General features: G+C 53.5%; 13 protein-coding genes. 3 read left to right on the top strand and 10 right to left on the bottom strand.

Features of this window, described 5'->3' with window-relative positions:
* The first annotated feature begins 94 nt into the window (after nucleotides 1-94).
* Both OGV83_RS20690 and OGV83_RS20685 read left to right on the top strand, forming a co-directional pair.
* Nucleotides 95-1,732: an ATP-binding protein gene (locus OGV83_RS20690; RefSeq protein WP_049010162.1), complete on the top strand. Its 1,638-nt coding sequence runs from the start codon at nucleotides 95-97 to the stop codon at nucleotides 1,730-1,732.
* Nucleotides 1,722-2,414: a response regulator gene (locus tag OGV83_RS20685; RefSeq protein ID WP_049010161.1), complete on the top strand. Its 693-nt coding sequence runs from the start codon at nucleotides 1,722-1,724 to the stop codon at nucleotides 2,412-2,414. The genes OGV83_RS20690 and OGV83_RS20685 overlap by 11 nt, the downstream gene beginning before the upstream one ends.
* A 47-nt stretch (nucleotides 2,415-2,461) precedes the next feature.
* Here the strand turns inward: OGV83_RS20685 and ispH are convergent, their stop codons facing one another.
* The 6 genes from ispH to OGV83_RS20655 all read right to left on the bottom strand — a co-directional run bounded on the left by ispH (nucleotide 2,462) and on the right by OGV83_RS20655 (nucleotide 8,550).
* Nucleotides 2,462-3,412 (bottom strand): 4-hydroxy-3-methylbut-2-enyl diphosphate reductase, encoded by a 951-nt coding sequence (gene ispH, locus OGV83_RS20680; protein WP_012134149.1) that lies wholly within the window; start codon nucleotides 3,410-3,412, stop codon nucleotides 2,462-2,464.
* Nucleotide 3,413: 1 nt separating this feature from the next.
* Nucleotides 3,414-3,863, bottom strand: coding sequence for an FKBP-type peptidyl-prolyl cis-trans isomerase (gene fkpB / locus OGV83_RS20675; RefSeq protein ID WP_012134150.1), 450 nt, complete (start codon nucleotides 3,861-3,863; stop codon nucleotides 3,414-3,416).
* A gap of 180 nt (nucleotides 3,864-4,043) precedes the next feature.
* On the bottom strand, nucleotides 4,044-4,532 hold the full coding sequence (gene lspA / locus OGV83_RS20670) for a signal peptidase II (protein WP_047459022.1): 489 nt from the start codon (nucleotides 4,530-4,532) through the stop codon (nucleotides 4,044-4,046).
* On the bottom strand, nucleotides 4,532-7,348 hold the full coding sequence (ileS, locus tag OGV83_RS20665; protein WP_286464523.1) for an isoleucine--tRNA ligase: 2,817 nt from the start codon (nucleotides 7,346-7,348) through the stop codon (nucleotides 4,532-4,534). The genes lspA and ileS overlap by 1 nt, the downstream gene beginning before the upstream one ends.
* Before the next feature lie 37 nt (nucleotides 7,349-7,385).
* Complete coding sequence (ribF, locus tag OGV83_RS20660; RefSeq protein WP_012134153.1) at nucleotides 7,386-8,324, bottom strand: bifunctional riboflavin kinase/FAD synthetase; 939 nt, start codon at nucleotides 8,322-8,324, stop codon at nucleotides 7,386-7,388.
* Between the two features lie 25 nt (nucleotides 8,325-8,349).
* The gene (locus OGV83_RS20655) at nucleotides 8,350-8,550 is read right to left on the bottom strand and encodes a DUF2575 family protein (protein ID WP_049008862.1); all 201 of its coding nucleotides are present in this window, start codon (nucleotides 8,548-8,550) and stop codon (nucleotides 8,350-8,352) included.
* Between the two features lie 102 nt (nucleotides 8,551-8,652).
* Between OGV83_RS20655 and rpsT the strand changes: the two genes are divergently transcribed.
* Nucleotides 8,653-8,916 (top strand): 30S ribosomal protein S20, encoded by a 264-nt coding sequence (rpsT, locus tag OGV83_RS20650; RefSeq protein ID WP_001518655.1) that lies wholly within the window; start codon nucleotides 8,653-8,655, stop codon nucleotides 8,914-8,916.
* 97 nt (nucleotides 8,917-9,013) lie between these two features.
* Here the strand turns inward: rpsT and nhaR are convergent, their stop codons facing one another.
* From nhaR to dnaK, 4 genes are all read right to left on the bottom strand, one after another.
* Complete coding sequence (gene nhaR / locus OGV83_RS20645; RefSeq protein WP_012134154.1) at nucleotides 9,014-9,910, bottom strand: transcriptional activator NhaR; 897 nt, start codon at nucleotides 9,908-9,910, stop codon at nucleotides 9,014-9,016.
* A 67-nt stretch (nucleotides 9,911-9,977) separates the two neighbouring features.
* The gene (gene nhaA / locus OGV83_RS20640) at nucleotides 9,978-11,144 is read right to left on the bottom strand and encodes a Na+/H+ antiporter NhaA (protein ID WP_012134155.1); all 1,167 of its coding nucleotides are present in this window, start codon (nucleotides 11,142-11,144) and stop codon (nucleotides 9,978-9,980) included.
* 184 nt (nucleotides 11,145-11,328) lie between these two features.
* Entirely contained in the window at nucleotides 11,329-12,462 is a 1,134-nt protein-coding gene (dnaJ, locus tag OGV83_RS20635) for a molecular chaperone DnaJ (RefSeq protein ID WP_047463780.1), read from the bottom strand.
* Nucleotides 12,463-12,549: 87 nt separating this feature from the next.
* Nucleotides 12,550-14,466, bottom strand: coding sequence for a molecular chaperone DnaK (gene dnaK, locus OGV83_RS20630; RefSeq protein WP_012134158.1), 1,917 nt, complete (start codon nucleotides 14,464-14,466; stop codon nucleotides 12,550-12,552).
* Nucleotides 14,467-14,580: the final 114 nt, after the last annotated feature.

The following is a 14,580-nucleotide window of genomic DNA, read 5'->3' as shown; positions in this document are numbered from 1 at the left end:
GCTGTGCAAAAGATCACAGGTTTCTGGCAAAACCGCTTCATTCAGGCCAAAAGATGATACAGTGACGTATCCCTGATGACGATGCCTGAACATTATGAAAGTTTCATTTCAGATCAAACTGTTTATATCGCTGATTGCTTTTTTCTCCATATTATTTGCCTTACTGGGTGGATACTATTATATGCACGTAGAAAAGCAGCTTTATCAGGAGATGGGAGCTAGGGCGAAAATACAGGCGGAAGAAATTGCGCTTATTCCGAATTTGCGAAAAGAAGTCGTGGAAAGAGATACCACGGCGATTCATCAATTTATGCAAAAAATAGCCGCGCATAGCGACGCCAGTTTTATTGTTATCGGAGATAAAGAAGGCATCCATCTGTTTCATTCGGTTTATGCCGACAGAGTAGGAAAAAAGCTGGTTGGCGACGATAACACTGAAGTGCTTCACGGAAAGAGCACCACGACAATTCGCCGTGGCGGCCTGGGCATCTCCCTGCGCAGTAAAGCGCCCATTGTTGACGATCAGGGCGAGGTTATTGGTATCGTCTCCGTTGGATACCTCACCAGTTACCTCAACACCATTACGGTGAATAAAGCCGTCAGTATCCTGGTTGCCGCCATCCTGCTGCTGATATCCCTTTTTGTCTTTTCCTGGTTCTTCACCCGCAGTATTAAAAAACAGATTTTTTCACTGGAGCCGCGAGAGATAGGCCTGCTGGTTCGTCAGCAAAAAGCGATGATGGAATCGATTTATGAAGGGGTAATCGCCATTGATAATAATTTGCACATTGAGGTGATCAATCAGGCTGCCCGCGAGCTGCTGGGTTTAGGCCAGCCTGCGCAGGCGATACGCGGTCAACACATTACCGAAGTGATTACGCCATCCCCCTTCTTCCTTAAAGAGGTAATGCTGAAGAATGACACTCATGATGAAATCTGCCGTTTCAATGAATTGACGGTTATCGCCAGCCGGGTGCGCATCATGCTGGAGAACTCGCTTCAGGGATGGGTGATAACCTTCCGCGATCGCAATGAAATAGACAGTTTGAGCGCTCAGCTAAGCCAGGTAAAACGTTACGTAGATAATTTGCGCATCATGCGCCACGAGCAGCTCAATTGCATGACGACCCTTTCTGGTTTACTGCATATGGGTCGTTACAATGAAGCCATTGATTATATTCAGGCTCAGTCGGAACATGCCCAGGAGCTGCTGGACTTTATCTCATCGCGCTTCAGTTCACCGACGTTGTGCGGCCTGCTGTTAGGTAAAGCGGCAAGAGCGGGTGAAAAAGGGGTGGAACTGAATTTCGATCCCAGCTGCCGGATGGATGGGCCTTTTCCGCCACTTGCGGAATCAGAACTGATTTCGATCCTGGGCAATTTACTCGATAACGCGATCGAAGCAACGCAGCGATCGCCATTACCGCATGCGCCAGTGGACGTGCTGATCAGACTCAACGAGCATGAGTTGATTATCGAAGTGGCCGATCAGGGAGTCGGTATTAAACCGGAGATTCGCGAGCATATTTTCGAACGTGGCGTCACCACGAAAACCCGGGGCGATCATGGCATTGGATTGTATCTGATTGAAAGTTATGTCACTCAGGCGGGAGGGGTGATAGAAGTCGCTGATAATTCGCCGCGCGGCGCCATATTTACGTTGTTTATTCCCGCTACGGGAATTTCCCGCAGTCCCGTACAGGAACTGGAAGGTACCGATTATGCAACCTGAACTTATCGATGTCCTGATCGTTGAGGACGAGAACGAACTGGCGCAGCTGCACGCTGAACTGATCGACAAACATCCGAGACTCCGACTGGCAGGCATTGCCTCCACGCTTGCCGATGCCCGGCAAAAACTCAACCAGCTGCGGCCTCAGCTACTGCTGCTGGACAACTATCTACCGGATGGTAAGGGTATTACGCTCATCAGCGATCCGTTAGTCATGAACACGAATTGCTCAGTGATCTTTATTACTGCCGCCAGTGATATGGATACCTGTAGCCTGGCGATTCGCAACGGCGCGTTTGACTATATCCTGAAGCCAATCTCGTGGAAACGGCTCAGCCAGTCGCTGGAACGTTTTGTCCAGTTTGCCGAACAGCAGCGGGTATGGAAAATTGTCGATCAGCAAAACGTCGATTCACTCTACCTGTTACAGGCGAAAAATTACCGTCAGGAGAATGGCAGTAAGGGGATTGAAGAAATCACGCTGGCGCTGGTGCAGAAGCTTTTTACAGAAAACAGCACGCGCAGCTTCTCCGTTGACGATGTGGTTGCCGGAACGGGGTTAAGTAAAACCACGGCACGCCGCTATGTTGAACACGGTGTCGAGACGGGTTTTCTTCGCGTCGAGATGCTGTATGGCAAGCCAGGACATCCGCGCAGGATGTATCGCCTGAGCGAAACCTAATGGCATAAAAGATGCCGGTCGGATAGCAGACCGGCGTCAAAGCGTAATTACTCTACTTCACGAACATCCACACGCAGTTCTTTCGGCACTTCGAAAACAATGTTCTCTTCGCGGCCTTCCAGCGGAATGGCTTCGCCGCCGCCAAGCTCTTGCAGGCGAGCGATCACATTCTGCACCAGAATATCCGGTGCGGAAGCGCCAGCGGTCACGCCAACGCACTTCGCCTCTTTCACCCAGGCTTCCTGGATGTCGGTGGCATCGTCGATCAGAAACGCCGCTTTCCCCATACGCTGCGCCAGTTCAGCCAGACGGTTGGAGTTGGAGGAGTTTTTCGAACCGACCACCAGCACAACATCAGCCTGTTCCGCCAGCGCGCGCACCGCTTCCTGGCGGTTCGTCGTGGCGTAGCAAATGTCATCTTTACGCGGCCCGACAATTTTCGGGAAGCGTTGACGCAGCGCGTCAATCACATCAGACGTGTCGTCGACGGAGAGCGTCGTCTGGGTCATAAAGGAGAGTTTGCCTTCGTTTTTGACATCAAGCGACAGAACGTCGTCCGGCGACTCGACCAGATACATGCCCCCTTCCGGGTTGCTGTACTGCCCCATCGTCCCTTCCACTTCCGGGTGCCCGGCGTGGCCGATCAGGATTGACTCTTCGCCGCGACGGCTGGCGCGCGCCACTTCCATATGCACTTTTGTTACCAGCGGACAGGTGGCGTCAAAAACGGTGAGATCGCGGCTTTTCGCCTCGTTACGTACCGCCTGGGAAACCCCGTGTGCGGAGAAAATCAGGATCGCGCCGTCCGGCACTTCACTGATCTGCTCAATGAAAATCGCCCCTCGCTCACGCAGGCTATCCACCACGTAGCGGTTGTGCACCACTTCGTGACGGACATAAATTGGCGCGCCGTAAATAGCCAGCGCGTTTTCTACAATGCTGATAGCGCGGTCTACACCTGCGCAAAAGCCGCGCGGGTTGGCCAACAGGATCTGCATTTTACGCCTCCAGTGCCGGATCGATTTCCAGCACTTCAATATCAAAATGAACGGTATGCCCGGCCAGCGGATGGTTGAAATCGACGGTAATCGAGTCACCGTTAATTTCGCGGATCACGCCAGGCATCTCACTGCCGTCCATTGCGGTAAAGAGCATAATTGCCCCTACTTCAGGCTCGCCCGCGTCCATAAACTCGCGGCGAGAGAAGTATTGAACCAGGTCCGGGCTCGGTACGCCAAACGCGGCATCCGGCTCCAGAGAAAACGTGGTTTTGTCGCCGTCTTTCAGTCCCAGAAGATGCTGCTCCAGCCCTTCAGACAGGGAGCCGTCACCCAGGCGGAATAGCGCTGGCTTACCATTGTTACGCGTTGACTCAGCGGTAGAGCCATCGTCAAGCTTTAAGGTGAAGTGCACCAGCACCGCACTGTTACTCTGTACTGATTTAGACATGCAGGTTTGCTCACTTGTTTTGGGTCACCTGTTTGCCCGGTGGCGCTTACGCTTACCGGGCCTACAAGAGGCTTGTTTTGGGCTACCTGTTTGCCCGGTGGCGCTACGCTTACCGGGCCTACAAGAATCGCGCTATTTTGTAGGCCGGATAAGGCGTTTACGCCGCCATCCGGCATTTTATTACGCCTGCTTTTTCGGCAGGAAACCCTCCAGCACAATCAACGCCGCACCGATACAAATCGCGCTATCGGCCAGGTTAAAGGTGGCGAAATGCCAGTCGCCGACATAGAAGTCGATCATATCAACAACAAAGCCATGCCACAGACGGTCGAACAGGTTGCCCAGCGCACCGCCAATGATTAACGCATAAGCGATGTTATTCAGCTTTTGCGTCGCCTTCGAGCGATACATCATCACCATCAGGATAACGCAAATACCGATGGCGATACCGGCAAAGAACCAGCGCTGCCAGCCGCCGCTGTCGGCTAAGAAACTAAACGCCGCACCATAATTACGCGCGTAGTGCAGATTAAGCGACGGGAACAGCGACACCGTATCCCCCAGAGCAAAGTTCTGGAGGATCAGGTACTTGCTGCCTAAATCGATAATCAGCACGACCACCACCAGCCACAGCCAGCGCAGTCCTGTTGAACAAAGAGGCTTACTCATCAGGCAAACTTACGTTTTTCGCCATCACCGGCGATGTTGCTGACACAGCGGCCGCAGATCTCTGCATGTTCCGCTACCTTGCCGACATCCGTGGTGTAGTGCCAGCAGCGTGGGCACTTCTCACCTTCGGCTTTACTCAACGCGACTTTCAGCCCTTTGAGCAGTTCGCTCTGCTGCGCATCAGCAGAAGCCTCCGCATAGTCAGCGACTTTCGCGCCAGAGGTCAACAGGACAAATCGTAATTCATCGCCCAGTGCGGTCAGCTTCGCCGCCAGTTCCGGTTCAGCGAACAGGGTGACTGCCGCTTCGAGAGAACCACCGACTTTCTTGTCCGCACGCGCCTGCTCGATAACCTTGTTCACTTCGCCACGCACTTTCAGCAGCTCGTCCCAGTAAGCGTCATTCATCGCTTCGGTTTCGCCTAAGCCAAACAGCCCTTCGTACCACTCCCCGGTGAAGACGTACTTCTCACGATCGCCTGGCAGATAACCCCAGATTTCATCTGCGGTGAAGGACATGATCGGCGCCATCCAGCGCACCAGCGCTTCTGCGATATGGTACAGCGCGCTCTGGCAACTACGACGCGCCACGCTGTCGGCTTTCGCGGTGTACTGGCGGTCTTTGATGATGTCGAGATAGAACGAGCCCATCTCAACGGAGCAGAAGCGCATCAGACGCTGTACCACTTCGTGGAAATCATAGGCTTCGTAGGCTTTCAGGATATCGTCCTGCGCCGCTTTCGCGCAGCCCACCGCCCAGCGATCCAGCACCACCATCTCTTCCGGTTTCACCATATCTTTTACCGGATCAAACCCGTTCAGGTTCGCCAGCAGGAAGCGCGCGGTGTTACGGATACGACGATAGCTGTCGGCAGCGCGTTTCAGGATCTCGTCGGAAACGGCCATTTCGCCGGTGTAGTCGGTAGATGCCACCCACAGACGCAGGATATCCGCGCCCAGTTTGTTCATCACATCCTGCGGAGAAACGGTGTTACCGATGGATTTGGACATTTTGCGGCCCTGACCATCCACGGTGAAGCCGTGGGTCAGTACCTGACGGTACGGCGCTTTGCCCTTCATCGCAGTGGAGATCATCAGGGAGGACATGAACCAGCCGCGATGCTGGTCGGAACCTTCCAGATACATATCCGCCGCATGACCGGCAAACTCAGGACGCACATCGACCACAGAAGCGTGTGTCGAACCGGAGTCAAACCAGACGTCCAGCGTATCCGGCACTTTTACGTACTGGTCAGCGTCGTCGCCGAGGATCTCTTTCGGATCGAGGTCCCACCATGCCTGAATGCCGTCCACTTCAACGCGCTTCGCCACTTCTTCCATCAGTTCGATGGCGCGCGGGTGCAGCTCTTCGGTGTCTTTATGTACGAACAGAGACATCGGCACGCCCCAGGTACGCTGACGGGAAATACACCAGTCAGGACGGTTCGCAACCATTGATTCAATACGTGCCTGACCCCAGTCCGGGATCCACTGTACGCCTTTGATCTCTTTCAGCGACTGCTCGCGCAGGCCTTTCTGATCCATGCTGACGAACCACTGCGGCGTCGCACGGAAGATGATCGGCGTTTTGTGACGCCAGCAGCACGGATAGCTGTGTTGCAGCTTCTCAACGTGCAGCAGCGCGCCTTTTTCACGCAGCAGCGCAACGACGATGTCGTTCGCTTTGAAAACGTTCACGCCATCGAGCGTCGGATACGTGCCTGGCAGGTAAGCGCCGTCCGGTCCAACCGGGTTAGCGGTTTCCAGACCGTATTTTTGACCGATGACATAGTCGTCCGGGCCATGACCAGGCGCGGTATGCACCGCCCCCGTACCGGCATCCAGCGTGACGTGATCGCCGAGGATCGCCGGAACGTCGAAGTCCATAAACGGATGGGTAAAGCGCAACAGCTCCAGCTCCGCGCCTTTTACAGTGCCGAGGACGGTATAGTCAGCCGCGCCAAGGCGCTGCATCACGCTTTCCACCAGGTCTTTCGCCAGAATCAGCGCCTGGCCGTCAATTTGTACCAGCGCATAATCAAAATCCGGCGCCAGAGAGATCGCGCGGTTCGCAGGTAACGTCCACGGGGTGGTGGTCCAGATAACCAGCGAGATCGGGCCATTGACGCTGGAAACGCCAAACGTCGCTTTCACCGCATTCTGGTCAGCGGCGTGGAACGCCACGTCGATAGACGGAGACGTTTTGTCATAATATTCAACTTCCGCTTCCGCCAGCGCGGAACGGCAGTCCACGCACCAGTGCACCGGTTTCGCGCCTTTATGCAGATGGCCGTTGCCGATGATTTTACCCAGCGCGCGAATGATGTTGGCTTCAGTTTTGAAGTCCATCGTCAAATACGGATGCGACCAGTCGCCCAGCACGCCCAGACGGATGAAGTCTTTACGCTGGCCGTCAACCTGGGTGGCGGCGTATTCGCGACACTTCGCACGGAATTCCGCAGCCGTGAATTTTTCGCCCGGCTTACCGTATTCCTGCTCGACTTTCAGCTCGATAGGCAGACCGTGGCAGTCCCAGCCCGGAACGTAAGGCGAGTCAAATCCCGCGAGTCCTTTGGACTTCACGATAATGTCTTTCAGAATCTTGTTAACCGAGTGACCAATATGAATGCTGCCATTCGCATAAGGAGGGCCATCATGCAGAATGAAGGTTTTTTTGCCTTTTTTGGCCGCACGAATGATGCCGTACAGGTCATCATCGGTCCAACGCGCCAGCATTCCCGGTTCACGCTTGGCGAGATCGCCGCGCATCGGGAACCCTGTTTCCGGCAAATTCAGGGTTGATTTATAGTCACTCATCAGATTCTCGGTTCCGTATTTAAAACTCGTATAGGCATTAAGCCGGTTTTGATAGCCCAAAAAAATCGCGGGCAGTTAACTCATCACGCGCAATCTGCGCTTTTAGTTCATCCAGCGATGCGAATCGCTGTTCGTTGCGTATTTTTTTACGCAGTATTACATCTATATGGCGACCATAGAGGTCCATTACAACGTCCAGCAGATGCACTTCTAACTGTTGGCGTACGCCTGCCACTGTCGGACGCGTGCCGATATTGGCAACGCCAGGCATGGGTTTATCACCCAGCCCCATCACTTCCACCGCATAAACCCCTTTTACCGGGGAGACCTGACGACGCAGCGGTAAATTCGCCGTCGGGAAACCAATGGTGCGCCCTAACTCATCGCCGTGGACGACACGCCCGGAGATGGTAAACGGATGCCCCAGCAAACTTTCAGCCAGCGGCAGGTTGTCCTCCGCCAGCGCCTGACGCACGGCCGTACTGCTGATGCGTACGCCACCTTCGCAAAAGGTCTGCGTGTTGGTGATGTCAAAACCGTACTCCGCTCCGGCTTTCTGTAATAACAAGAAATCGCCTTCGCGACCAGCGCCAAAACGGAAATCATCACCGACAGCGAGGAACCGCACGCCGAGACGCTTCACCAGCAGATCGCTGATAAAGTTTTGTGCGGTCAGGGCGGCAAAGCGGCGATCGAAGCGTACGCACAGCACGTAGTCCACGCCGCATTCCGCCAGGTAACGCAGTTTTTCCCGCAGGCGGGTCAGGCGCGCAGGGGCCTTTTCCGTAGCGAAGAGTTCCAGCGGCTGCGGTTCGAAAATCATTACCATCACCGGTAAACCCCGCTTGCGCCCTTCTTCCCGCAAGCCCTGCAGCAATGCACGATGGCCACGATGCACACCGTCGAAATTACCAATAGTCAGCACACACCCATGCGGGGCCTGACTGAGATTATGTATGCCGCGTATCAGCTTCATGTCTGGCTCAAAACAGTGAAAATCGTCAGAGTATACCTTGTACAGCGGTCAAGGTTAACCGACGATTGCCCCTGTGAAACATAAAGAAGATTGTTTTCATTGTTATGGGGCAAATCAGAACAAGAAACTGCCCATTCAATGTAATTTTTATCGTGGAAAAGCTGTATTCACGACCCGCAAGCTGGTAGAATCCTGCGCCATCACTACGTAACGAGTGCCGCCATATTAACGGCGCTTATTTGCACAAATCCATTGACAAAAGAAGGCTAAAAGGGCATATTCCTCGGCCTTTGAATTGTCCATATAGAACACATTTGGGAGTTGGACCTTGGCTAATATCAAATCAGCTAAGAAGCGCGCCGTTCAGTCTGAAAAGGCTCGTAAGCACAACGCAAGCCGTCGCTCTATGATGCGTACTTTCATCAAGAAAGTATACGCAGCTATCGAAGCTGGCGACAAAGCTGCTGCACTGAAAGCATTTAACGAAATGCAACCGATCGTGGACCGTCAGGCTGCTAAAGGTCTGATCCACAAAAACAAAGCTGCACGTCATAAAGCAAACCTGACTGCACAGATCAACAAACTGGCTTAATCGCCCGCTTGTTATCAGCTTTGTAAAAAAGCCCGCGTAAGCGGGTTTTTTTATGTCTGCCGGATGGCGGGCAAACGCCTTATCCGGCCTGTAGCGCTTACCCTTTGTGGCTAAATAGCGCCGAATAATCCGCGTGACAAATACGCTGTACGGCCGGGTGCTGAATCATCCTCTCGGCAAAAATGGCGTGGTACTCTTCCATGACGTTTTCCACACGGCCAATCTCAACGATCGATTCATCGGCGTAAAAGTCATGCGCATAGAGCGTCGGCGCGACGAAAATCGCATTGTGGGTAGCGCCAAACGCTTTCATCAGCGCCGCATCATCAAACTCGCCGAGGATTTCGACATTTAAGCCCTGCGAATTAAACCAGTTTAATAATTTGCGACCGAGCATAGAGCGACGGCCAGGGATCAGCAGCCGACGCTCTTCCAGACACGCCGGGAAGGGTTTTGCAGGCAGCGGTTTCGTACACCAGAAGCTCACGCTGCATTCACCTATCTTCACCGAAAACAGCCCTTCCTGCTGGGTAGAGTCGATTGGGCAATCCGAGATAATCATATCCAGCTTATGCTGGCTAAGCTGCTCAAGCAGCATCTCATGGGTGGATTCAAAACAGCGCAAATGAATTTGTTCGTCGTCAACCACGGCCGCGTCCAGCACATTGCTGACCAGACGTTTTGACAACGCATCCGCCACGCCGACATCAAACAGCAGGTTAGACTCTTTGCGGTAGTTAACGATATCCAGCATTTCCTGGCTTAAGGTAAACATTTTGTCCGCATAGCGAAACACCAGTTCCCCTAATTCACTGGGCTCCAACCCACGCCCTTTACGCTTGAATAATTTTCCCTGCAAGCGCTCCTCAAGGGCTTTGATCTGACCGGTGATGGTTTGCGGCGTCAGGTAAAGCGCTTCTGCCGCCCCGACAACGGAACCTTCTTTATACACATGCCAAAAATAATAAAGGTGGTTGTAGTTAATATGAGACATGCTCACTCCTCTCCCTGATCTGTGTCGCAAGGGGGGCCACATCAGCCCCCCAACCCTCTGACCCCGCTCAGACCACCGGGCTTAAACGTGTACGTAACCAGCTATAGCCGATCACTGCCGAAAGCAGAGAACCAATCAAAATCCCCAGCTTCGCCCAGTTAATCAGTGCCGGATCTACACTACCAAACGCCAGACTGGCGATGAAAATCGACATCGTAAAACCGATCCCGCACAGAATACCGACCGCCATTATTTGCTGAAAACGTGTTCCTTCCGGCAGCTTCGCCAGTTTGAGACGCAGCGCCAGCCAGCAAAACAGGCTAATCCCCAGCGGTTTACCGATCAGCAACCCGGCAATGATTCCCAGCGGGAGTATTGAGGTCAGCCCGTCAAGCGTTACCCCCTGTAGCGAGACGCCCGCATTGGCGAAGGCGAACAGAGGCAGAATCAGATACGCCACCCACGGGTGCAGCACATGTTCCAGACGCTTCGCCGGAGAACGGCCATGCTTCTCCTTCAATGGGATGAAGAAACCGACGATCACCCCGGCAAGAGTGGCATGAACGCCAGATTTCAATACGGCAGTCCACAGCACCACGCCGACCAGGATATAAACCCCTGTTCGTCTGACATCACACAGGTTCAGCACGGCCAGAAGCACAATCGCAAATGCCGCAACTCCCAGCGAGACCATCGAAAGATCGCTGGTGTAGAACAGCGCAATGATCACAATCGCGCCCAGGTCGTCAATAATAGCCAGCGCCATCAGGAATATCTTCAACGCCAGCGGCACCCTGCTGCCCAGCAAGGCCAATACGCCCAGCGCAAAAGCAATATCCGTTGCCGCCGGGATCGCCCAGCCTTCGCGCGTAATCGGGTCGGAATAGTTAAAAGCCAGATAGAGCAGCGCCGGAACAATCATACCGCCAATGGCGGCAATCACCGGAAACGCCGCCTGACGTAAACTGGCCAGCGAGCCCTGCATAAGCTCGCGCTTGACCTCCAGACCAATCAGCAGGAAAAATACCGCCATTAGCGCGTCGTTGATCCACAGCAGCATATTTTTATTGATCTCAAGCGCCCCAACCCGCAGCTGAACGGGCGTCTCCAGAAAGGCGTGATACCATCCGCTGGTGAATCCGCTGTTCGCCATCAGCATAGCCAGCACGGCGGCGATAATGAGAATGATGCCCCCGGAGGCATCACTGCTAAAAAAACGATGCAGGTGTTTCACTTTTTATTCTCTCAATATAATCAAACCTCGTGGCGTCTATCTTACCTCGCATGATCTATCGTTAAAATTAGATTATTTATGGTGAAATATTCGGTTTTTACGAAATAAGATAATCGCCGCCGACAAACAAAAAAAGCCCGGGATTGTACAACCCCGGGCTTTTTATGCAATGTAACAGCGGTGATTAACGCGTTAAATCGTCAAAGAACTTCTTCACACCATCGAAGAAACTCTTCGAACGCGGACTGTTTTTCTCACCTGTCGGGCCGCCGAAGCTTTCTTGCAGATCTTTCAGCAACTGCTTCTGCTTCTCGTTCAGACCTACCGGCGTTTCGACCACAACACGGCACAGCAGATCGCCCTGCGCACCGCCGCGTACGGATTTCACGCCTCTTCCGCGCATACGGAACAGCTTGCCGGTTTGCGTTTCGTGCGGCACTTTCAACTTCACACGGCCATCCAGCGTCGGGACTTCAATCTCGCCGCCCAGCGCCGCCATTGCAAAGTTAATCGGCACTTCGCAATACAGGTTGTTGCCTTCACGCTCGAAGATCGGGTGCTGCTTCACCTGCACCTGAACGTACAGATCGCCCGCTGGCGCGCCATGCTCGCCCGCTTCACCTTCTCCGGAGAGACGAATACGATCGCCGGTGTCCACACCCGCCGGGATTTTAACCGACAGGGTTTTGGTTTTCTCTACGCGGCCATGACCGTGGCATTTGTTACACGGATCTTTAATCAGCGTACCGCGCCCCTGACAGTGCGGGCAGGTTTGCTGCACGGCGAAGAAACCCTGACGCATCTGCACCTGGCCGGAACCATGACAGGTTGGACAGGTCTGCGGCTGAGTGCCTGCTTTCGCACCGCTACCGTGGCAAACGTCGCACTCTTCCAGCGTTGGAATACGGATCTCTTTGGTCACGCCACGTACGGCTTCTTCCAGGGTGAGATCCATGTTGTAACGTAAATCAGCACCACGCGCTGCGCGCTGACGACCACGTCCGCCGCCAAAGATATCGCCGAAAACGTCACCAAAGATATCGCTGAAGTCAGCACCGCCGCCGAAGCCGCCGCCAAATCCACCACCGCCTTGTTCAAACGCGGCGTGCCCATACTGATCGTATGCCGCACGTTTTTGCGCATCGGTCAGAACTTCGTAGGCTTCCTTGATCTCTTTGAACTTGGCCTCGGCCTCTTTATCACCCTGGTTACGGTCCGGGTGATATTTCATGGCCAGGCGCTTGTACGCCTTTTTGATTTCACGCTCTTCCGCTGTTTTGGAAACGCCTAAAATCTCGTAATAGTCTTGCTTAGCCATCTTGTTTTTATCTGCCCCTAACATGCGTGCACGGGCGGAGAGGAACCCTCTTCGCCCGTGCCAGTATTTTACCCGTTCAAAGGGCGATTATTTTTTGTCTTTCACTTCTTCAAACTCAGCGTCGACAACATCGTCATCTTTCGCGTTGTTTGCAGAAGCGTCAGCGCCGCCAGCCTGCTGCTGTGCATGCTGCTGCTGAGCGATTTCCATCAGTTTCTGGGAAGCCTGCGCCAGTTCCTGCATTTTCGCTTCGATAGCCGCTTTGTCTTCGCCTTTCAGCGCCGTTTCCAGCGCGCTCAGTGCAGACTCGATAGCCGTTTTGTCATCTGCTGGCAGCTGATCGCCTGCTTCTTCAACCTGCTTACGCGTGCTGTGCAGCAGATGGTCGCCCTGGTTACGCGTCTGAACCAGCTCTTCGAACTTACGGTCAGATTCTGCGTTCGCTTCAGCATCGCGAACCATTTTCTGAATTTCGTCCTCGTTCAGACCAGAAGAAGCCTTGATGGTGATCTTCTGCTCTTTACCGCTGTTTTTGTCTTTCGCGGAAACGTGCAGGATACCGTCAGCATCGATATCAAAGGTGACTTCGATCTGCGGCATACCGCGCGGCGCCGGGTTGATGCCATCCAGGTTGAACTGACCCAGAGATTTGTTATCAGACGCGCGTTTACGCTCACCCTGCAACACATGGATGGTTACCGCAGACTGGTTGTCTTCAGCGGTAGAGAACACCTGGCTGTGCTTGGTCGGGATAGTGGTGTTTTTGCTGATCAGCGCCGTCATTACGCCGCCCATGGTTTCGATACCCAGAGACAGCGGGGTAACGTCCAGCAGCAGAACGTCTTTCACATCACCGGTCAGTACGCCGCCCTGCACCGCTGCGCCGATAGCAACAGCTTCGTCCGGGTTAACGTCTTTACGCGGTTCTTTACCAAAGAACTCCGCCACTTTTTTCTGCACCATCGGCATACGCGTCTGACCACCAACGAGGATAACGTCGTTGATATCAGATACAGACAGGCCAGCATCCTGCAACGCGACTTTCAGCGGCTCGATGGAACGGTTCACCAGGTCTTCGACCAGGCTTTCCAGTTTCGCGCGAGTCACTTTGATGTTCATGTGTTTCGGACCGGTGGCATCTGCGGTGATGTACGGCAGGTTCACGTCGGTCTGCTGTGCGGAAGAAAGCTCGATTTTCGCTTTTTCTGCCGCTTCTTTCAGACGCTGCATCGCCAGCGGGTCGTTACGCAGGTCAATGCCCTGATCTTTCTTAAATTCTTCAACCAGGTAGTTAATCATACGGCTGTCGAAGTCTTCACCACCCAGGTGGGTATCACCGTTGGTTGCCAGAACTTCGAAGGTTTTTTCGCCGTCAACTTCGTCGATTTCGATAATAGAGATATCGAAAGTACCACCACCGAGGTCGTAAACCGCGATAGTACGGTTGCCGACTTCTTTATCCAGACCATAAGCCAGCGCGGCGGCGGTCGGTTCGTTGATGATACGTTTTACTTCCAGACCTGCGATACGACCGGCATCTTTCGTTGCCTGACGCTGAGCATCGTTGAAGTAAGCAGGTACGGTGATAACAGCTTCAGTTACCGGTTCGCCCAGGTAATCTTCTGCGGTTTTCTTCATTTTTTTCAGCACTTCAGCAGAGATCTGCGGCGGTGCCATTTTCTGACCTTTCACATCAAGCCATGCGTCGCCGTTATCGGCGCCGATGATTTTGTACGGCATGATGGAAACGTCACGCTGAACTTCTTCGTCCTGGAAGCGGCGGCCAATCAGGCGTTTAATCGCAAACAGGGTGTTTTGCGGGTTTGTCACTGCCTGACGTTTAGCCGGCTGACCAACCAGAGTTTCACCATCCTGGGTATAAGCAATGATAGAAGGCGTGGTGCGATCGCCCTCGGCGTTCTCCAGCACACGTGCAGTTGTGCCATCCATAATCGCTACACAAGAGTTGGTAGTACCCAGGTCGATACCAATAATTTTACCCATCTAAACGTCTCCACTAAAAATTCGGTCATCATGTGGTTGTGAATCTGTAATAAGGGCGAAACGTGCGGTTTCAACTACCCTGAATCGTTTTTTTTCAGACTCACTCACTGCGGT

It is taken from the genome of Citrobacter sp. CK189, assembly GCF_030333505.1.
Classification (GTDB): domain Bacteria; phylum Pseudomonadota; class Gammaproteobacteria; order Enterobacterales; family Enterobacteriaceae; genus Citrobacter_B; species Citrobacter_B koseri.
Note: the sequence above shows the minus strand (reverse complement) of the source record. Positions and strands in the feature narration are given on the sequence as shown.